The organism is Rouxiella sp. Mn2063, assembly GCF_049319665.1.
In the GTDB taxonomy this organism is placed as follows: Bacteria; Pseudomonadota; Gammaproteobacteria; order Enterobacterales; family Enterobacteriaceae; genus JBMOUD01.
In genome coordinates this window covers 1-18,893 of sequence record NZ_JBMOUD010000029.1, presented here as the reverse complement: position 1 = coordinate 18,893, position 18,893 = coordinate 1, and the positions used below count along the sequence as shown (strand labels likewise).

17 protein-coding genes are annotated in these 18,893 nt (G+C 50.5%); 2 read left to right on the top strand and 15 right to left on the bottom strand.

What is annotated here, in order from left to right:
• The first annotated feature begins 253 nt into the window (after positions 1-253).
• Entirely contained in the window at positions 254-1,240 is a 987-nt protein-coding gene (gene ygfZ, locus ACL9RG_RS22220; RefSeq protein WP_422794828.1) for a tRNA-modifying protein YgfZ, read from the top strand.
• A gap of 788 nt (positions 1,241-2,028) precedes the next feature.
• Here the strand turns inward: ygfZ and trhA are convergent.
• Positions 2,029-2,676, bottom strand: a complete 648-nt coding sequence (gene trhA / locus ACL9RG_RS22215) for a PAQR family membrane homeostasis protein TrhA (RefSeq protein WP_422794827.1) — start codon at positions 2,674-2,676, stop codon at positions 2,029-2,031.
• A gap of 312 nt (positions 2,677-2,988) precedes the next feature.
• Between trhA and ACL9RG_RS22210 the strand changes: the two genes are divergently transcribed.
• Positions 2,989-3,597, top strand: a complete 609-nt coding sequence (locus tag ACL9RG_RS22210) for an HD domain-containing protein (RefSeq protein WP_422794826.1) — start codon at positions 2,989-2,991, stop codon at positions 3,595-3,597.
• 92 nt (positions 3,598-3,689) lie between these two features.
• Here ACL9RG_RS22210 and ACL9RG_RS22205 read toward each other — a convergent pair whose 3' ends face one another.
• From ACL9RG_RS22205 to ACL9RG_RS22140, 14 genes are all read right to left on the bottom strand, one after another.
• Entirely contained in the window at positions 3,690-4,997 is a 1,308-nt protein-coding gene (locus tag ACL9RG_RS22205) for an ABC transporter substrate-binding protein (RefSeq protein WP_422794825.1), read from the bottom strand.
• Positions 4,990-6,093, bottom strand: coding sequence for an ABC transporter ATP-binding protein (locus ACL9RG_RS22200; RefSeq protein WP_422794824.1), 1,104 nt, complete (start codon positions 6,091-6,093; stop codon positions 4,990-4,992). Before ACL9RG_RS22200 ends, ACL9RG_RS22205 begins: the two co-directional genes overlap by 8 nt.
• Entirely contained in the window at positions 6,093-6,920 is an 828-nt protein-coding gene (locus ACL9RG_RS22195; RefSeq protein ID WP_422794823.1) for a phosphodiesterase, read from the bottom strand. The genes ACL9RG_RS22200 and ACL9RG_RS22195 overlap by 1 nt, the downstream gene beginning before the upstream one ends.
• Positions 6,921-6,957: 37 nt before the next feature.
• Positions 6,958-7,836: a carbohydrate ABC transporter permease gene (locus ACL9RG_RS22190; RefSeq protein WP_422794822.1), complete on the bottom strand. Its 879-nt coding sequence runs from the start codon at positions 7,834-7,836 to the stop codon at positions 6,958-6,960.
• Positions 7,826-8,698 carry a carbohydrate ABC transporter permease gene (locus ACL9RG_RS22185; RefSeq protein ID WP_422794821.1) on the bottom strand — a complete coding sequence of 291 codons (873 nt, stop codon included), beginning with the start codon at positions 8,696-8,698 and terminating at the stop codon, positions 7,826-7,828. Before ACL9RG_RS22185 ends, ACL9RG_RS22190 begins: the two co-directional genes overlap by 11 nt.
• A 196-nt stretch (positions 8,699-8,894) precedes the next feature.
• Positions 8,895-9,650 carry an SDR family NAD(P)-dependent oxidoreductase gene (locus ACL9RG_RS22180; RefSeq protein ID WP_422794820.1) on the bottom strand — a complete coding sequence of 252 codons (756 nt, stop codon included), beginning with the start codon at positions 9,648-9,650 and terminating at the stop codon, positions 8,895-8,897.
• A gap of 405 nt (positions 9,651-10,055) precedes the next feature.
• Positions 10,056-10,994, bottom strand: a complete 939-nt coding sequence (locus tag ACL9RG_RS22175; RefSeq protein ID WP_422794819.1) for a ribokinase — start codon at positions 10,992-10,994, stop codon at positions 10,056-10,058.
• Complete coding sequence (alsK, locus tag ACL9RG_RS22170) at positions 10,991-11,953, bottom strand: allose kinase (RefSeq protein ID WP_422794818.1); 963 nt, start codon at positions 11,951-11,953, stop codon at positions 10,991-10,993. The genes ACL9RG_RS22175 and alsK overlap by 4 nt, the downstream gene beginning before the upstream one ends.
• Positions 11,954-11,968: 15 nt before the next feature.
• On the bottom strand, positions 11,969-12,649 hold the full coding sequence (gene alsE, locus ACL9RG_RS22165) for a D-allulose 6-phosphate 3-epimerase (protein WP_422794817.1): 681 nt from the start codon (positions 12,647-12,649) through the stop codon (positions 11,969-11,971).
• Positions 12,650-12,754: 105 nt separating this feature from the next.
• Positions 12,755-13,825, bottom strand: a complete 1,071-nt coding sequence (locus ACL9RG_RS22160; protein WP_422794816.1) for an ABC transporter permease — start codon at positions 13,823-13,825, stop codon at positions 12,755-12,757.
• Between the two features lie 18 nt (positions 13,826-13,843).
• A complete protein-coding gene (locus ACL9RG_RS22155; protein WP_422794815.1) occupies positions 13,844-14,833 on the bottom strand; it encodes an ABC transporter permease in 990 nt (329 codons plus the stop codon).
• Positions 14,826-16,343: a sugar ABC transporter ATP-binding protein gene (locus ACL9RG_RS22150; RefSeq protein WP_422794814.1), complete on the bottom strand. Its 1,518-nt coding sequence runs from the start codon at positions 16,341-16,343 to the stop codon at positions 14,826-14,828. The genes ACL9RG_RS22155 and ACL9RG_RS22150 overlap by 8 nt, the downstream gene beginning before the upstream one ends.
• A 2-nt stretch (positions 16,344-16,345) precedes the next feature.
• Positions 16,346-17,332: a substrate-binding domain-containing protein gene (locus ACL9RG_RS22145; protein WP_422794813.1), complete on the bottom strand. Its 987-nt coding sequence runs from the start codon at positions 17,330-17,332 to the stop codon at positions 16,346-16,348.
• The gene (locus tag ACL9RG_RS22140; RefSeq protein WP_422794812.1) at positions 17,332-18,240 is read right to left on the bottom strand and encodes a DeoR/GlpR family DNA-binding transcription regulator; all 909 of its coding nucleotides are present in this window, start codon (positions 18,238-18,240) and stop codon (positions 17,332-17,334) included. The genes ACL9RG_RS22145 and ACL9RG_RS22140 overlap by 1 nt, the downstream gene beginning before the upstream one ends.
• Between the last annotated feature and the right edge of the window lie 653 nt (positions 18,241-18,893).

Genomic DNA, 18,893 nt, shown 5'->3' with positions numbered 1-18,893 from the left:
AAAGGATGTAGGTCAAAGGATGTAGGTCAAAGGATGTAGGTCAAAGGATGTAGGTCAAAGGATGTAGGTCAAAGGATTGAAGAACAAGGGATTAAAGGTCAAGGGAACAGGGAACAGAGAGGGCTAATAATTTGCCAGTGGTGGATTGTTTGGTAAGTAGACTTCCTAAAACATCGTTAATAAGTGTTTTAAAAGTGGGTAAGCTCTTTTACCATGGTTTATCAGCTCACGTATCTTCTGTTCAGGACGTCACATGGCTTACAAATTCCCTTTTCCATCTACACAACCTTCTGCTTCTGCTAATTTGCCGTTGACCTTAATCTCTCTTGAGGATTGGGCGCTGGTTAGTGTGACTGGCGCGGATACGGTGAAATATCTGCAAGGTCAGGTCACCACCGATATCGATGCGATGTCAGCCGATCAACATATTCTGTGCGCGCATTGCGATGCCAAAGGCAAGATGTGGAGTAACTTGCGTCTGTTTACTCGCGGCGACGGTATGGCGTTTATTGAGCGACGCAATCTGCGTGATGCGCAGTTGGCTGAGATAAAAAAATATGCGGTGTTTTCTAAAATCACCTTCACGCCAGATGATGATGTGGTGCTGCTAGGTGTGGCCGGTGCCGAGGCAAGTTCAGCGCTTAGCGGCTTGTTTACCGACCTGCCAAACGCCGAGAAACAAGTAGTGCAGCAAGATGAAAGCACCCTGCTCTATTTCGCATTGCCTGCCGAACGCTATCTGGTGATCACCAGCCCGGAAAAAGCGGCTCAAATTACCGAAGAGTTGGGGGATAAGGCGCAGCTTAACGACAGCCAACAGTGGTTAGCCTTGGATATCGAAGCTGGTTTCCCGGTGATTGATACCATCAACAGCGTGCAGTTCATCCCGCAAGCCACCAACATTCAGGCGCTGGACGGTATTAGCTTTACCAAAGGTTGCTACGCCGGACAAGAGATGGTTGCCCGTGCCAAGTATCGTGGTGCCAACAAACGCGCGCTTTACTGGCTGGCTGGCAACGCCAATCAAGTCCCCGCTGCTGGCGACAGTCTGGATTTACAGCTCGGCGAAAACTGGCGTCGCACCGGCACCGTCTTAGCCGCAGTCCAACTGACAGAAGGCGTTCTGTGGGTACAAGCCGTTCTCAATAATGATCTGGATGCACAGAGCGTGCTACGGGTGCGCGAAGAGGAAGGTAGCAAGCTGACTATCCAACCACTGCCGTATTCACTGCTGGAATAAAGCCTTTGCGAAAGGCTTTAAACAAAGCTTCTTCAAGCCAGACCGGGCTTGAACGGTTTTGTAAAACCAAGAACAGTGTATTTTTCGGTTTCTCAAATACGGCGATCAATGCAGCTTCACAGCCGAAACCGAGCCAAGGGGGGGAGCGCCCCCCTTCGCGATCCCACGCCTTTTCCCCACATCAATCTCCAGCTAAATGGAGGCCATGTTGCAGATACCACAGCGACAGGCGCAAATTTCATGGCTCCGCCATACTTTCCTCGGATTCGAGCTAACGATAAAGACGTTATCTCTCCACCACTCGTCAATGAAATTTTGAGTGCGCCTCACTGGCTGTTTACTTCAAAAGATTAAAAACTGCCGTTGCCGTTGATTTTAAGCCGCCAAGCGCACTCAAAATGCCACCGGTGGAGTGGTGAAAGACAATGGATTTATCGTTGGCTTGAACCCGGAGGCGGGGAGCCTGAAAGGCTGGCATTTGCGCTATCACGGAAGCTACTGAAACATAGCCTCCGCTGGACTCGTGGTAAATGTTTGAAAAGGCGCGGGATGCCGAAGGGTTCCGCCTTGAACCCTTCGGTCGGTTTCGGCTGCGAAGCTGTATTGATCGCCGCATTTGAGAAACCGAAAAATTCACCGTTCCGCTTTTAAAGCTAAGTTTACAACTGCTTTTAAAAGCTAATTTTAACGCTGCTTTTAAAAGCAGCGATTTAGCGATTTAAAGCAGCCGCTTTACTAAAACCTTCGCAAAGGTTTTGGCCCCTTCTGGCCCGAACAATTGCTTATTCCTAACGAACATAAAAATAAATGGCCATAAAATGACAGGCGCAGCCACCGAGCACGAAGCCGTGCCAAATTGCATGGGCAAAGGGGATGCGCTTAGAGGCGTAGAAAATAACCCCGAGAGAGTAAATTACCCCGCCAATTGCTAACAATACAATTCCGCCGGTGGAGAGTTTCAGCGCTAACTGATAAATCACAATCAGTGATAACCAGCCCATCGTCAAATAAGAGATCAGTGAAAAAGCTTCAAATCGGTGGGCAAAAGCCAGCTTAAAGAACACCCCAATAATGGCAATGCCCCAAATAACCGCCATCAATCCTTTCGCTAATGGCGAATTTAATCCCACCAGCAAAAATGGCGTGTAAGTCCCGGCGATGAGCAAATAGATCGCACAATGGTCGAGTTTCTTTAGCCAATATTTGGCTTTTTGATAAGGAATAGCGTGATACAAGGTTGAGGCCAGGAACAGCAGGATCATGCTGCCGCCGTACATGCTGTAACTGGTGATCGCCAGCGCCCCGGCGTTATTCGTCACTGCCTGAATCAGTAAAAGCACCAATCCGACAATACCAAAAATCAATCCAACGCCGTGGCTTATTGTATTGGCAATTTCTTCCGCCCACGGATATCCGTGCGGTATAACTCGAGCCATGCAATAACGCTCCTTTGGTATAAGAAAGTAAGCAATGGGTGAAAATTCTACAGAAGGTTAACTGAGAATGATTCCGGTGTACACGTGTAAGCTTAAATTTTCTATGAACTGATGTTAATGGCAGTATTGAGCAGGAATAAAATATCCGGTCACAAAGAAAGTGATTAGTCATAAAGAAATTTAGGTTATCTGCACATGATCTTTTAACATCAAGCGACTATCGTATATAGCCATCACAATCCAGCATCTTGAAATATGCTGGGAATACCGGGAATGTATCGAATTAGCTGTCTCAATGACTAAGGTTTGTATATGTCTGTAGTATCTCCTGCTCTGAACTTCGGCCCAATGACTGAGGTTTTCCAGTTTTTAATGGAAATAGATAAGCTGAAAAATGTGCAACGCCGTAACAAGGTGTTAAACAACGAGCGTCGGGAAGACTCCGCTGGGCACAGCTGGCATTTTGCAGTGGCGGCGATGGGCCTGGCTCCTTATGCTGATAAAGATGTGGATATCAATAATGTGATCCGCATGGCGCTGGTACATGACATTGTAGAAATCGATGCGGGTGATGTGCTGGTTTATGATTTGGCGGGTCGTGAAGCGGTACAGCATAAAGAAGTGCTGGCAGCAAAACGTCTGTTTGGCCTGTTACCTGAGCCACAAAGCCAGCAGTTCCTCGCGCTGTGGAACGAATACGAAGCCGGTGAAACCGCCGATGCTCGTTTTGCACTGCTGATTGACCGCATGATGCCGATGGTGATGAACCTGAATAATAAAGGCCAAAGCTGGGTTGAACACAACATCACGCTAGAACAGGTTATTAGCCGCAATCTGTTTATCGAAGAAGTGAACCCAGAACTGTGGGAACATTTGCTAGGACATCTTAAGGATGCCCAACAGAAGGGCTGGTTGCTGTAGCGTTTAAATCACATCCAATAAAAAAAGCGCCCCTTGCGTGTCTGACGCGGGGCGCTTTAGCGACTCATTCACAAACCACTAATTAGAATCACTTACTTCGGAACGCTTAACGCCATCTGATCATTGTATGGCTTCATAATGCTATCGGCTTGTTTCTGTGCAGCAGCCGCGGCAGCTTCTGGTGTTAACTTAGCATCGTTAACTAACGCACCGAGCTGGTTTTCCATCGCCTGACGAACGGCAACCGTTTCATAAGTGGCATACCACGGATGCGCATACTTTAATTGCTCAAGCGCAATGGCGGCACGCGGGTCTTGTTGCAAATAAGCCTTCATTTCCGGCGTATCGTAAACTGCTTTCAGCGGAGAGAAATAACCGGTGAAGCGGCTCCAGCCCCCGTTCACTTGCGGGCTAATCAGATACTGCAAGAAGCTATAAGCCGCTTTCTTTTGCGCCTCAGAAATCCCTTTAAAGCTCACCAGGCTTGCCCCGCCGATGCTTACCGCATTCTCTACCTGCTTAGGCATCATCGCCACACCAAGCTCAAAGCCTTTGGTATTATCACGCATAAAGCCCAGCGCACCGGTGCTCAGTGCCGCCATTCCCAGCTTGCCGGAGAAAAACGCCGCGCTAATTTGCTTAGAGTTCAGCACGCCAGCAGGCATGACTTTGTCGCGATAAACCAGGTTCTGCCAGAAGCGCAGCGCGCCAATGGTTGATGGTTTGTCGTAGTAGACTTCGCCTGGATAGATTGAGTTGAAGTACTCGCCGCCGTTGGCACGAACCAATGCAGACAACGTCCAGCCGCCGTAGTCATCGTTGGTTGATGGGAACATTACGCCCCATTGGCCTTTAGCAGAGTCCGTCAGCTTTTTAGCATCAGCCTGCAATTCGCTCCAGGTCGCTGGAGGATGATCGATACCCGCCTGCGCGAAGAGCGTTTTGTTGTAGTACAAAATTGGCGTCGAGTTTTGGAAAGGAATCGCGTAAGTCACACCGTTGACCTGCGCGTTCGGCAGCATCGCTGGCCAGAACTGGCTAGTCAGGAATGGTGTAGCTTTTTGGTCGCCGTATTTGAATAGCTCATCCATCGGCAGGATTTCATTTTTAATAGCCAGGTCTGCGGTGAAGTTAGCAGACATGATCACCAGTGCCGGTGGCTCGCCTGATTTAGCAGCAGCCTCAGCCTTCACTTTAGTGGTGTCATAGTTGCCGGTGAAAATACCGCGTACTTCCACATCATTTTGCGACTGGTTGTAGTCTTTGATGATGCGGGTCATTTCCATGGTCAGCTTACCGTCTACCGGCGCTGGGAACATAAAGTCGATGCTTTGTTTGGCGCTGGCAGCACCGGCGGTCAACATTGTGACGGCCAGTGTTAGCGCTTTGATTTTACGCATGATGAGTCTCCCGGTGTAAATTCTGCTGGTTGGTGCCTGAAAATAAGTGAAGGTCTTGCAAAGAAAAACGGAGCCTAACCTGTTGGCCTTTCTGTGGAGCCTCACCACGGTTTTCACGCAGGTAGCGTAATCCACCCAGTGAGGTGCTGACGTGATTGAGATAATCAGCGCCGAGCAACTCTCGGTGGGTCACGCTCGCCTGCAAGTAAAGATACCCAGCTTCAGGGATCTCCGGCTCCGTACTACACTCAGTGATGTGTTCAGGTCTGATGCCCAGATACACTTCACTCAGATTTTTAGCCTCTTCAGTATCCGGTAGCGCAATGCGTTGATCCTCAACCCACAGCTCCGCGCTCTGACAAGGCAGCTTAAAGATATTCATCGATGGCATGCCGATAAACCCGGCTACAAACAGGTTAGCCGGATGTGCATACAAGGTTTCCGGCGCGCCAATTTGTTGCAGATCCCCGTTATTTAACACCGCAATCCGGTCAGCCATGGTCATGGCTTCCATCTGATCGTGGGTGACATAAACGGTGCTGGTTTTCAGCTGTTGATGCAGCGTCATGATGCCGTCACGCACTTCGTTACGCAGACGCGCATCGAGGTTAGAAAGCGGTTCATCCATTAAGAATAACGAGGGGTCACGGACAATCGCACGCGCCATTGCCACGCGCTGACGCTGGCCGCCAGAGAGTTTCCCCGGCTTACGATTGAGCAGTGCACCAAGTTGCAGCAGCTCCGCGACGCGATCTACGCGAGCACGATACTGTTGTTTTGGCTCCTTACGCATACGCATACCGAAGGTAATGTTCTGCTCAACGGTCATATGTGGGAATAGCGCGTAGTTCTGGAAGATCATCGAGAAGTTACGCTCGCGCGGTGGCAACAGTGAAATATCGTTGCCATCTTGCAGAATACGGCCGGAGCTAATCTGCTCTAATCCAGCCAATAAACGCAGCAGCGTACTTTTACCGCAGCCAGACGGACCAACCAATACCAGAAACTCGCCATCGGCTATCTCCAGCGACAGGTTTTTCACCGCCATGCTGCCTTCAAACTCTTTACAGACATTCTCAATGCGAATCTTGGACATTATTCGCCATCCACAGGGCAACTGATTGCCGTGTTATACAGATAAGGACCAGGATAATGCGCCAATGAATGCAGGTAGCTCACCAGTCCCGCGCCTTCGATCAGACGGTGCATCAGACAAGCGGCAGGCTCTAAATTGTAATAAGGCGCCGGATTCTCGTGGAAATAAGGCACCTGATGGACGGTTCCCGGAATCGTCGTGATCGTAGCCTGACGATATTGGGTGAAGATCAGTCGATGAGTGTGACCACAGAATACGCGGCACAGCGCCGGGAAGCGCTCGATCAACGCCAGCAGTTTGTCGCCATTTTCACAGGCGATACGGTCCATTTGTGCAGAACCGAGTTTCAACGGTGGGTGGTGCATAAACACCGCCGTCGGCTTGTCACCGCCCTGCACCAGTTGCGCTTCCAGCCATGCCAACGTGTTGTCGGTCAGCCAGCCTTTGGATTCCCCGGCCAGGCTGCTATCGATAAACAGCAGACGCATCTCAAAGTCATCTACCGCATAATGCATATTTTCGGCATCATCGCCCAGCAGTGGGCACAGCGGCTTCATGGTTTTGAGAAACTCCGCTTTATCATCGTGATTACCGGGAATGATATACAGCGGGTATTGCAGATGACCGAGTACGCGACGCGCCACCTCATATTCGGCAGGTAATCCACAGTTAACGATATCGCCGGTGATAACTACCGCGTCTGGACGCTCTTCTAATGCGTTAAGTTGGTTAACAACGTCGGCGTTACAGCTATTAACGTCAACGAAGTCGTATAATTTTCGCCCTTGGCTGCGAAAATGCATATCTGAAATTTGAGCTAAAAACATCAGGTACTCCTACATCATTTTTTTTGTCGTTAACGACTTATTTAATGCCTGAGAAGCCGAAACTTTTCAGGAACTGCTTTTGGAACAAGATAAAAGCCAGCATTAATGGCAGACAAACCATCAAGGTACCGGCGGTGATAAGTCCCCATTGGCCGCCAGATTCCGCGCCCATCGCAAAAGAAACTAATCCAACCGTCAGCACTTGCTTATCAGGGTCGTTGAGTACCATCAGCGGCCAGAGATATTCATTCCAGTGGTAAGTGATACTCACCGTGGCGAAGGCCAAAATAGCTGGCCAGGACATTGGGATCAGCACGCGGAACACCACTTGCCACCAGCGACAGCCTTCCATCAGCGCCGCTTCTTCAATTTCTTTCGGAATACTCAGAAATGCCTGACGCATCAGAAACACGCCAAAAGCCGAGGCAAAATAAGGCATCATCACGCCGGTTAGCGTATTGAGCAGCCCCATCTGATGCAGCGTCATCATGTTCGGCACCATTAAAATTACCGGCATGATCATCATCTGGATTAACAACAAGTAGAACAGCGTCTGCTTGCCGCGAAACTCGTGATAAGCAAAGACATATCCGGCGGTAGTAATCGTGACGAGCTGTACCAGGAAGGTGCCGAAGGCAAAGAACAGTGTGTTGGCATAAAGGTGCAGCCAATCGGCGCTCTGCCAGGCCTCGCGGAAGTTTTCCAGCGTGAGAGGAAAACGTGGGAATACGGAGGCCATATCCGGGCTGAAACTGCTGGTACTAAAGGCTGATGAGATCATCCATAAAAACGGCGCAATCCAGATAAGTGCCGCGCATAACAACAGCAATGGTAAAGTCATGCGGCTAGCACGACGCAGTAAAAAACTCGGGCGAACCGCCGAGGATGAAGACTGAGGGATCAGATCAACGCTCATGATGCGCTCCTCTTTCCAGAACTCGCAGGTTCAATACAGAAAAGCCGAACAGCAATAACAGCGTGATAAAGGTTGCTGCCGAGGCTTTACCTAAATCATGGGTGTCGTTGGCCAGACTTTGAATGTAATACAGCAGCACGGTGGTGGCGTTGTTCGGGCCGCCTTGGGTCATTACCGCCACGTGATCAATCTGAGTGATGGAATAAATCAGCGCGATAGTAATGACAAAGCTCAGCGTTGGTCGTAGCAGCGGTAAGGTGACAAAGAAAAACACCTGAATACGGCTGGCTCCTTCCATTGCCGCCGCTTCGCGGGCGGAAGCAGGGATGGATTGCAACCCCGCCAGGAAGAACAACATGTAGTAACCTGCAAACTTCCACACGCCAATCACGCTCAGGGCAATCAATGCACTGTTACTCATGCCCAAATAGTTGTTGTTCATCGGGCCAAAGATTTTCGCCAGGTAGTAATCCAGCAGCCCCATTCCAGGCATGAAAATAAACAGCCACAGCGTTGCGGCGCTGACCAGAGGAATAATCATCGGGAAGAAGAAAGCGGTACGCAGCCAGCGATTAAGCTGGGTGTTTTCCCACAGGGCAACGGCAAGCAATAGCGCGAGGATCACGCCGGGCACGACCGTCATCAGAATGTATTCGATGTTATTAAGTAGCGCTTTCCAGAACACCTCATCTTGTAAAAGTCGAGCATAGTTTTGCAAACCGACAAAAGGAGGATGATCGGCAGACATGCGGCTATCAAACAGACTATCCATCGCCGAACGCAGTAATGGATAGTAAGTAAACGCTAACAAGAAAATCAGAGTTGGAAGCAGGATTAAATAGGGGAAGAACTTATGGCGCATCACTGTATTACCGTAACCTATGACAAGATGCCTACCCTAAGTGCTGTTTATGTCAGTTAAATGTCAGCCATGTGATCATTAATCCAGCAGTTGTTACTATTTTACCGACCTCGCTAGCACATTTTTTTAAAATCACCAGTCGGCCAAGTGTAACTCACTGCCAGATAGGAAAATTCTTACCCGCACAACGTTGAGGCTAATAAAGATTTCTCGCGCCGCCATCGATTAAAAATTCGCTACCGGTTGTATAAGACGCGTCGTCAGAGGCCAAAAACAGCACCGTTTTTGCCACTTCCTCGCGTTCACCCAATCGGCGCATCGGATAAGATTCGGCTAAGGTCGCCAAACTTTTGTGGCTCTGCTCGGCGGCATATTCCACCATTGCCGTTTTGATATAGCCGGGATGAATGGAGTTAATACGGATATTGTACTGGGCATATTCAGCCGCCGCGTCTTTGGTCAGGGTTCTTACCGCACCTTTACTGGCACCGTATAATGCATGGCCTTTACCACCAACCAATCCCGCCAATGACGAGGCATTAATCACCGAACCACTTTTATGTTTCATCATCAACGGCAGAATATGTTTCATCCCCAGAAAAACGCCGGTGACGTTAATCGCCATCAGTTGATTCCACTCTTCCAGCGTTATCTCAACCAGCGGCTTGATCTTATAAATCGCTGCGTTATTAAACAGCACATCCACACGCCCAAAACGCTGCTCAGCCTGCTGCTGGCAACCTATCCAATCCTCTTCACTACTCACATCATGCTTTATCGCAATGACATCAGCGGTAATCTCCTGCACCTGCATCAACGTCTCGGCCAAGCCCTGTTCATCCACATCAGTAAGCACTAACTTTGCCCCTTCACGAGCAAATAACAGCGCCGTAACCTGCCCAATCCCCGTTGCAGCCCCGGTAATCACCGCCACTTTATTATGTAATCTCATACCCAACGCTCCATGCAGCCCTATCGGCGAGAACCTCCACCCTACGCGCAAAGCATGAACATTTTTTAGGCAATTGATGTGCGTGGCGTTTAATTTACCTTATGTTTTTTATTTTTTTGCCTTTGATTTTAAGAGCGCATCTTATCGGCCAAGCGAACGAATGAGGCCAGGGGAAATCGGTCAAGGACGACCGATTTAGGTTGAGCCGGGCAGGACGCCCGTCTCAACCGACCCGACCGGCCGAAGCAGTCAGCGCGGGCAGTCGCGCAGCGACCCGATAAGCTAAGCGCAGGCGTTGGGTGCAGGGGCTTTCGCCGAAAAGCCCTTGCCGGGCGCGTTCGGCGGTGCATATATATTGCAGTGTATTGATAAGCGACCGAACCCGCACAGTACTCAACAAGATACTCAGTGAACTGTCTTAAAGGCCTCCAAGCGGGCCAGCGCTTGCAAATAGGTTGGCATCGACGCCGCTGCCCCTTCGCGCTCAGCACAAAGCGCCGCATAGGCAGAGGCAAACGTTGCCGCTTGCAAAAGTGAGTACCCTCCTGCCAATTGTGACGCCAACGCGCCATTAAACGCATCGCGCACGCCAGTATTATCTTTCGGCTGCGCCGGACACGCCGGCACTAATTCTGTCTGACCAGACGCTGATAATAACGCCCCTTGTGCGCCCAAGGTGACAACCACCGCTTTAACGCCCTTAAGATGCAGTTGCTCGGCGGCACGCTGTGCTGATGAGATATCGTTGACAGTAATACCGGTCAGCAAAGTACATTCATGGGCATTCGGGGTGAGTAAATCGATCTGTGCCAGCAACGCATCGGGGATCTTCTGGAAAGGCGCGGGGTTGAGAACAATATAGGTTTCCGCCTCGGTGGCGATAGCGATCACTTTCTCGACCGCCGAGAGGTTATTTTCAAGCTGGGTCAGTAATAAATCCGCCGCTGCAATCGCCGGGCGGCACTGTTCTACCTCCTCGTCACTGACCGTCAAATTCGCACCGGGATCGACCGCAATCATATTTTGCGCGTCATTCCCAGCAACATAAATGAGCGCATTGCCGGTTGGATACTCAGCGGTAGAAAACAGCGTTACAGCGTCAAAGCCTGCGTTATCTAAATGGCGGCGGGCAAAACTACCAAAGTCATCACGTCCCACTTTGCCAATATAGTGTACTCGGGCACCGGCACGCAGCGCGGCCATTGCCTGATTGCCACCTTTTCCTCCCGCGCCCATCATACTGTTGCGAGCAATCACCGATTCTCCCGGCTGCGGGAAATGACTCATGCCAGCAACGATATCCAGATTGAAGGAACCAAATACGCAGACTTTTCCTTTCTTCATGCCTTTTTCCTCGCCAAGATGGCACCGTTTAAGGGGTTATCAATAAAGGATAATGTTGCACGTAGTTTTGCTTCTCGCTGCGCCGCCATGCACGCTCCGCGGCACCCAGTTTCATCCGTTACACTGCTCGTTACGATAGTTAATCCCAGAGCCGGATAAGGCGCGCGTAAATGCTGGCGAATACTGGTTTCAAGACGTTCAATTGGGAACCCTGCCATCGCCAATACGCCGCCACCCAGCACTAAATATTCTGGATCAAGAATATTCATTTCGCTGGCAATGGTGCGTGCCAGCCGCTCGACAAATTCAACTAAATCAGGGTGCTGTCCATGCTCGGTAAATAGCTGCGCTAACGGTGTATTCGTCGCATATTGACGTGCCCAACCTGCCAGCCAATTACCCGAGGTTAAGGTTTCAACACAGCCCGTTTTACCACAGGCGCATTGTGCCAAATTACCCGCCAGCGGAATGTGCCCTATCTCTCCTGCGGCACCGTGAACGCCGTGATAAAAAGCACGGTTTAGCCACAAGCTATTACCTAACCCGGTACCAAGATAGAGCCCCACAGCCACATCAGGCAAGCTCGGTAATTGATTGAGATCCCACCACATAAGATGGTTAACATCTTTATCCATTACTACCGACAAACCAAGCTGTGCCGATAGCAGCGCGGCAACCGGTTGGTTATCCAGCGCCGGAATAAAAGGCAGCGATAATACGCGTTCACGGTCACGAGAAAGGATGCCGGGCAATCCCAGCATCACCATCTCTACATACACGCCTGAAGCCTGCTCCTGAAGATACTCACTGATAATCCTTTGTAATCCAGCCAAAGGATCCTGTAACTGCGCCCACGAAGGCGTCGCGACTTTGTGATAACAGGAAAAATGCTGCTCGCTGTCCATCAACATCAGCCGCGTATTAGTACCACCAATATCTATCCCCAGAAAATGCTGCATAGTGCCCCTCCGCCGCTAGGCTGCATGACGCGCTTGGCGCATATGGCCCAACATCGTCTCCCAAGCGGTATCTAAATCTTCATGCAGGTTAAACAGCCCAGAGCTACCGACGATCAACACTTCAGCCCCGGCAGCCATCAGATCATGATAAGTACGGACATTGCATGAGCCATCAATTTCAATCAGATACTTATAGCCATGCTGCTGTTTGAGATCCCGTAGCTGGCGGACTTTATTAAGCATTTCAGGAATAAACGGCTGACCCGCGTAGCCTGGATCGACGGTCATTACGGTTATCTTATCCAGCAGGTGAATATACTGTTGGATAAATTCGACCGGTGTCGCCGGGTTGAGCACCACGCCAACTTTCTTGCCCAGCCCGCGGATCTGATTGATCACGCGAAACGCATCGCGGTTAATCGTTTCTGCATGCGGACAGATGAAATCGGCGCCCGCTTTGGCGATGGCTTCGATAAAATCAGTCGGGTTTTCCACCATCATATGCACATCAAGTATCAGCGGCGTATGCGGGCGTATTTGTTCGATAAAGAACGGCGACAGCGTGATATTTTTCACATAATGCCCATCCATGATATCGATGTGCAGCATGTCCGCCCGGCGGTTCAGCACCGCCAGTTGCTCTTTAATATCAAACAGACTCATACACATTAATGAAGGAGATATTTTATATTGCATGATGTTTTCCTAAGCCGAGCCAAAGGGAATAGAGAGCACGTATTTATTAAATACAGAGCACGTATTAATTGAATACAAAGAAAGTATTTATTGAAAATAAAGCGCTTAAGGCTGCGCAGCCTTAGCCTTGGCCGCACTGATGCGACCTGCCCGTTTCTGCACATAACGTTGCCGGAAGAATTTCAGTGCCAGCACGATAATCAGCACCGCGCCCCACATTGCCAGACTGAAATGCGGGCTGACGTTAAGTAAGTTGAGACCGGTGGCGATCACTTGCAGCACAATAAGCGACAGCACCACGCCACTCACTCGGCCAAATCCACCGAAGGGATCGGTGCCGCCAAGGATAATGGCCAGTACGGTCAGTAACAGGTAAGAATCGCCGTAACCCATACGCGCCGAGTTAAAACGCGCCATCATCACTAAACCGGCAATCACGCATAACATGCTGGAGATGACATAAATTGCGATCAGCACCCGATGTGTATTTACGCCGCTGAAATGGGTGGCGTTGATGTTGCTACCACTCATGTAGATGTATTTACCCAAGCGAGTGCGCTCAAGGAACACCGCAATCAACGCCGCGGCGGCCAGAAAAATAATCAGCGGCACGGGAATACCTAAGAGCGTATCGGAACCGATAAAACGAACGATACGCGGCATCCCGCTCAGCGCTGCACCGCGCGATAAATAAATGCCGATACCGTTAACTGTGGTCATGGTCGCCAGGGTGACCAAAATCGGATGTGCACCGACATAAGCCACCAGCGCACCGGTTAATGCACCAATCACTAACGCCAACACCAGCGCACCGATCAGTGCCAAAGTCAGCCACACCGCCTGCATCGCCATACTGGCTTCAGGCGGGATGAAGGTGATAAACACCCAGGCCATAAACAGGCTGGTCAGATTGGCAGTGGCAATAATGCACAGATTCAGCCCGCCGCTTAAAATTGGAATAAACATCGCCAGCGTCAACAGACCGAGCTCTGGCAATTGGAACGCCACGCTGGTAAAGGTGGCATCGCTAAAGAAGCGCCCAGGCATAGCAATACCAAATCCTGCGAGCACGACGGCTAACAACAGCAGCAATCCCAACTGGGTACCATCAATTTTGGCGCGCGGCGCAAGGCTCTTTTTAGGTTTCAAAGACAAACTTTTCGATTTGACTAACATGGCCTTTATCCTCGGGTATCAGGCAAAACCGACGTCGGTTTCTTTACGTTTTTTGTAGTGCGTTACAGTGATAGCCACGACGATCACCACGCCAATCACCACGTTCATAAAGTAATTGGAGACGCCTATCAGGTTGAGGCCGTTTTTCAGCATGCCAATCAGGAACACGCCCATTAAGGTGCCTACTACGCTCCCCTTGCCGCCATTCAGGCTGGCCCCACCGAGCACCGCCGCCGCCAGCACATCTAATTCACCGCCAACTAAGGCATTTGGTACCACTTCCCCTACACGATAAACCTGTACCAATCCGCCAATCGCCGCCATCGCCCCGAGATAGCCGTAGGCAAACAGGTGCAAGACACCGACACGAATGCCGATACGGCGGGCAGACTCCTGGTCACCACCGACGGCAAACAGCTGACGTCCAAGGTGAGTTTTATTGAGGATAAGCCAGGTAAGGAGCGCTACTGCCAGCATCACCAACAGCGGTAAACCCAACTGGTAATGCTGACCGCCAACATGGAACGGCAATACTTGAATCGGCGTGGTCAGCCAATCTGGCAGGTTATATAAACTGGTACCGTTGGTCAGCCACATCAGCATGCCGAATAACAGCGATTGCATACTGATGGTGATAATGATCGACACAATCCGCAGGCCGTAGATCAGCACGGCATTTATCATGCCAAACAGCGAGCCGATCAAAATCGCCAGCAAAATACTGCCAACCGGGCTGCTCAATCCATAGCTAATGGCCAACGTAGCAATAACGTACTGCACCACTGACGCCACGGCAGCGAACGAGATATCAATACCGCCGGTGACCAGCACCACAAACAAGCCCAGCGCAAAAATGCCGCTAACCGCGTAGCTTTCCGACAGGTCGAGCAGGTTTTGCAAGGTCAGAAACTGGTTGCTCAGCAGCGAGAAAATCACGATCACCGCCAGTAAAACCCAGGCCAGATAACCTTCATTGCTGGTGGGACGTAGCCATTTGAAATTAAGCATTAACCGCCTCCGCAAGCTGTTGCTGACTAATGGTGCTCGGCAAGTATTCGCCCATGACCGTGCCTTCACTAAAGTGCAGCACCCGATCACAGTTGAAATAGACTTCTGGCACCTCGTCGGAGATCAAGATAATAGAGATCCCTTCTTCAGCAAGCTGATGAATAAGTTGATAAATACTGGCCTTCGCTCCCACATCCACGCCAACAGTTGGCGAGTCGAGGATCAGGATCTTCGGCTGAGTTAGTACCCATTTAGCCAGCACGATCTTCTGCTGGTTACCACCGGAAAGGGTCGAGATCGCTTGGTTAGGATCGGCCACTCTGACGCCTAACTTTTCGATCCACTGGTGTACTATGCGATTTTTACGGTATTCGTCGATCAGATGGAAACGGCTACGCAGTTGCTCCATGATCGCCAACACGGTGTTATCACTTACCGACTGTTGCTGAACCAGCCCCAGCGTTAAGCGATCTTCCGAGACATAGCCGATCCCCGATTTAATCGCATCTTCATGGCTGCGAAAACGCACCGGTTTGCTATCGAGATAGAGTTTGCCGCTATCCGGGCGGGTGATACCAAACAGGCTCAGCGCCAGTTCAGTACGCCCCGATCCCAACATGCCGCACAGCCCCAGCACTTCCCCTTTGTAGAGCTTGAAACTGACGTCGTGGAACTGACCCGTTCGACTGAGTCGGTCAAGCTCAAGCATAATGCGCGAGTCATTCTGATTAGCGGCCTTGAGGCGATAATCGAGTTTTAGTCCGGTCATCAGTTCGGTCAGACGCTCGCTGCTGACTTCTGAAGCCGGATAAGTCCCGACCTTTTGCCCATCGCGGATCACCGTGACGCGGTCAGAAATCTCCAGCACTTCATCGAGGCGATGGCTCACAAACACCACGCTGATGCCTTTGCTTTTTAGATAATGCACCGTGCGCAGCAGTTGGTTAACTTCTGTCCGGGTTAACGACGCGGTGGGCTCATCCATAATCACTAGCCGCGCATCGGCGACCAGCGCACGACAAATGGCCACCTGCTGACGCTGGGCAATCGGTAATGACGCCACCTTGGCATCGAGGTCCAAGGTGTAGTTCAATTCACTAAGAATTCGCTGCGCCGTCGCACGTAAACGCTGCGGGCGATACCAGCCCATCAAACCATGCAAGTTATGGTCGAAAGCGATGTTTTCCGCCACGCTCAGGTTAGGGAACAATGACAAGTCTTGATAAATAACCTGCACACCAAAGCTGCGCGCTTGATCTGGATTCAGGCGACTAAAATGCTGCCCACCTAAGGTGATCTGGCATCCTTCATCCGGCTGATATACCCCCGAGATCACTTTGATCAAGGTACTCTTGCCGCAACCGTTGGTGCCGGCCAGACAGTGAACTTCACCCTGCATTAATTGCAGAGAGATATTATTCAGTGCCCGCTGCCCGCCAAAGGTTACCGACAGATTTTCGACATCAATAAGCGGCAGATTTTGTGATTCAATAATCTCGGAGGTCGCCATGATTACAGCCCCATTTTCACCAGTTTCGGCAGGTTATCTTTATCCAGACTTTCGGTTTTGTTGCCCAGAATGGTGTGAGTGGCGTCATCGACTTTCACTTTGCCCATCCCTTCGATCTCCATACCGTCGGTGATTGGCTGACCTTTAGAGATCATCCCGGCAACGCGTACAAAGACTTGACCAGCAACCAATGGGTTCCAGATATAACCGCCGTTGATCGCCCCGCTTTTCACCAGCGATGCGCCTTGGCTTGGGCTGAATGGCCCATACACACAGATATCGCCATTTTTCCCGCGGTTCTGAATAGCACGGCCTGCGCCAATCGGACCTTGTGAACCGATAGCTAAAATGCCTTTCAGATTCTGGTCTTTGGACATCAGATCATTAGTGGTACGAATGGTGTCGTCGAGCGACTCGCCAACCCCGAACTTATCACCGACTTGGTGCATATTCGGGTAGTGCGCTTTTTGATAGTTAATGGCCGCATCGGACCAGGTTTTATGAATAGGCACCGTCAAACCACCGACGTACACGGCATAATCGCCGGTCTCTTTCATGCACTCGGCTAAGGCCACCATATTTTTGATGCCGAGCTGAGCGGAATCGACCAGTTCAAAATCCCAGTTGGCATATTTCTGATCCGGAGATTCGTGGGTAATGACTTTAATGCCCGCATCTCGTGCTCGTTTGAGTACTGGCTCAAGCACTTTGGCATCGTTTGGCACAACGCCGATGATATCGACTTTTTGGGCAATCAAATCTTCGATTGCGCGTACTTGTAACGCGGGGTCGTCACTGGTTGGGCCGACTTCCCAGGCATCAATCCCTTCTTTAGCAGCTTCGCTTTTAATTCCGGCTTCCATCGCGTTGAACCAGGCATTCCCTCCGACTTTTACCACCACGCCCATACGAATTTTATCGGCAGCATGCGCCGTGACAGACAACAGGGCGGCGGAAGCAAACAAGCAGGCAAGCACAGTTTTTTTCATTATTTCTTCTCCACTGATGTAGGGGGGATGTTCTCGTTCTTCGCCGCTGTTAGAGAAATAAGGCGGCTGTTTTTTGTTTTCTTAGGTTGTGGTACAGGTGTTACTTCAATCACATTGACGTTGCTCCAGGCCAATTCCTGACGGAATTCTTCATCCTGCAATTGGTCGGTAATCAAGGTGTCAATTTCCCGGTAGTGGCATATTCGCGTAAAAGAGCGGCGACCAAACTTGCTCGAATCCGCCATTAAAATTTTGTGTTCCGCCGCCAGTAGCATCTGTTGTTTCAAACGAGCGTGATGCTCATTGCTCTCCCGAATACCGCCTTCGGCGCTGATGCCATGACAAGAGAAAAACAGCTTGTTGATGGCAAATTCCTTCAGCATCTGTTCGGCCAGCACGCCAATAAAATCTTCATATTTGGCCGAGTACTCGCCGCCCAACCCAATCGTTTTCACATTGGCTTTCGGTGCCAGCGTTTGAATAATGTGTAGAGAGTTGGTCAGCACCACTAACTGAATATCCGGCAACTGTCGGGCCAAAAACCAACTGGTCGAGCTGCTATCGAGCAGCAGACAATCACCGGGGTTAATCAAGGCTAATGCCCGTTTCGCGATACGGGTTTTCAGCTCCGGCGACTGGTTACTGCGCTCACGGAAGGACTCGCCCTGTTCAATTTGCGCCGGCACATAGTGTTTATCTCCGGCGCTGTATTTATCCGCCCCGCTATGATCAACAAACACGGCACCACCGTGACTGCGAATCAACAGCCCGCGCTTTTCCAGCAGTGCCATATCGCGCCGCGCCGTCTCCAACGAGATATGACAAAGGTCGGCCACTTCTTGAACCAGAATCCGGCCCCGCTGGCTCAGAGCTTCGGTAATGAAACGATGACGTTCTACAGGCAACATAGCGTTTTCCTCTTCCCACTGGTGACTAAGATACGTAAAGCGCCGCTCACGAAATGCGCGGTATCTCAAAGGTGATCCCGCACGTTTTGCAACGCGCGTATCACGTGATAGTTGTCAAAAAAAAATGAGAGAAGGTGAAATGCTAAGTTGTGAATTTGTGGTGTGGCCTACAATAAATCGCTATTTCGATTGCAACGACACAAACGACATTTAGCAAACGGTCACAATTCCTCATGCGCTCAAATGACCGGTTATGACCGTTTATGTGACTGTGACCGAAAACGGTCATAACCCCGTCATACTTGACGTCGCTTCTGCGTTGGCTTCACTCGGTCGCCCCCAGTCACTTAGTTATCTAAGCTCCTGGCGATGTGCTCCCTTGCCGCCTTGAGACGACGCCAATTATTTAGGGGATATATAGATGGGGGAATAACAGCAAAAGCCGTGAAAAAGCAGCCTCAAACAGCTAACCAAGCCGATTATTAGGGAGAGTAAACCGTTGGGGTCGTAGCGGCTTGTCCGCCAATCCCTTGACCTTCAATAGCGCATCTTGTCGGCCAAACGAACGAATGAGGTCAGGGGAAAGCAGACAGGGATAATGAGATGGACGCTCCAGCTTTCGCGGCATCTAAGTGCCAAAATGTGAGTGTTAA

Bases quoted from the DNA above. Each gene is read 5' to 3' on its own strand.
- ACL9RG_RS22150 (WP_422794814.1), bottom strand. From the start codon at position 16,343: ATGGCGACCTCCGAGATTATTGAATCACAAAATCTGCCGCTTATTGAT.
- ACL9RG_RS22145 (WP_422794813.1), bottom strand. From the start codon at position 17,332: ATGAAAAAAACTGTGCTTGCCTGCTTGTTTGCTTCCGCCGCCCTGTTG.
- ACL9RG_RS22180 (WP_422794820.1), bottom strand. From the start codon at position 9,650: ATGAGATTACATAATAAAGTGGCGGTGATTACCGGGGCTGCAACGGGG.
- trhA (WP_422794827.1), bottom strand. From the start codon at position 2,676: ATGGCTCGAGTTATACCGCACGGATATCCGTGGGCGGAAGAAATTGCC.
- ACL9RG_RS22200 (WP_422794824.1), bottom strand. From the start codon at position 6,093: ATGTCCAAGATTCGCATTGAGAATGTCTGTAAAGAGTTTGAAGGCAGC.
- ACL9RG_RS22205 (WP_422794825.1), bottom strand. From the start codon at position 4,997: ATGCGTAAAATCAAAGCGCTAACACTGGCCGTCACAATGTTGACCGCC.
- ACL9RG_RS22160 (WP_422794816.1), bottom strand. From the start codon at position 13,825: ATGTTAGTCAAATCGAAAAGTTTGTCTTTGAAACCTAAAAAGAGCCTT.
- ACL9RG_RS22155 (WP_422794815.1), bottom strand. From the start codon at position 14,833: ATGCTTAATTTCAAATGGCTACGTCCCACCAGCAATGAAGGTTATCTG.
- alsE (WP_422794817.1), bottom strand. From the start codon at position 12,649: ATGCAATATAAAATATCTCCTTCATTAATGTGTATGAGTCTGTTTGAT.
- ACL9RG_RS22190 (WP_422794822.1), bottom strand. From the start codon at position 7,836: ATGAGCGTTGATCTGATCCCTCAGTCTTCATCCTCGGCGGTTCGCCCG.
- ACL9RG_RS22185 (WP_422794821.1), bottom strand. From the start codon at position 8,698: ATGCGCCATAAGTTCTTCCCCTATTTAATCCTGCTTCCAACTCTGATT.
- ACL9RG_RS22210 (WP_422794826.1), top strand. From the start codon at position 2,989: ATGTCTGTAGTATCTCCTGCTCTGAACTTCGGCCCAATGACTGAGGTT.
- ygfZ (WP_422794828.1), top strand. From the start codon at position 254: ATGGCTTACAAATTCCCTTTTCCATCTACACAACCTTCTGCTTCTGCT.
- ACL9RG_RS22140 (WP_422794812.1), bottom strand. From the start codon at position 18,240: ATGTTGCCTGTAGAACGTCATCGTTTCATTACCGAAGCTCTGAGCCAG.
- alsK (WP_422794818.1), bottom strand. From the start codon at position 11,953: ATGCAGCATTTTCTGGGGATAGATATTGGTGGTACTAATACGCGGCTG.
- ACL9RG_RS22195 (WP_422794823.1), bottom strand. From the start codon at position 6,920: ATGTTTTTAGCTCAAATTTCAGATATGCATTTTCGCAGCCAAGGGCGA.
- ACL9RG_RS22175 (WP_422794819.1), bottom strand. From the start codon at position 10,994: ATGAAGAAAGGAAAAGTCTGCGTATTTGGTTCCTTCAATCTGGATATC.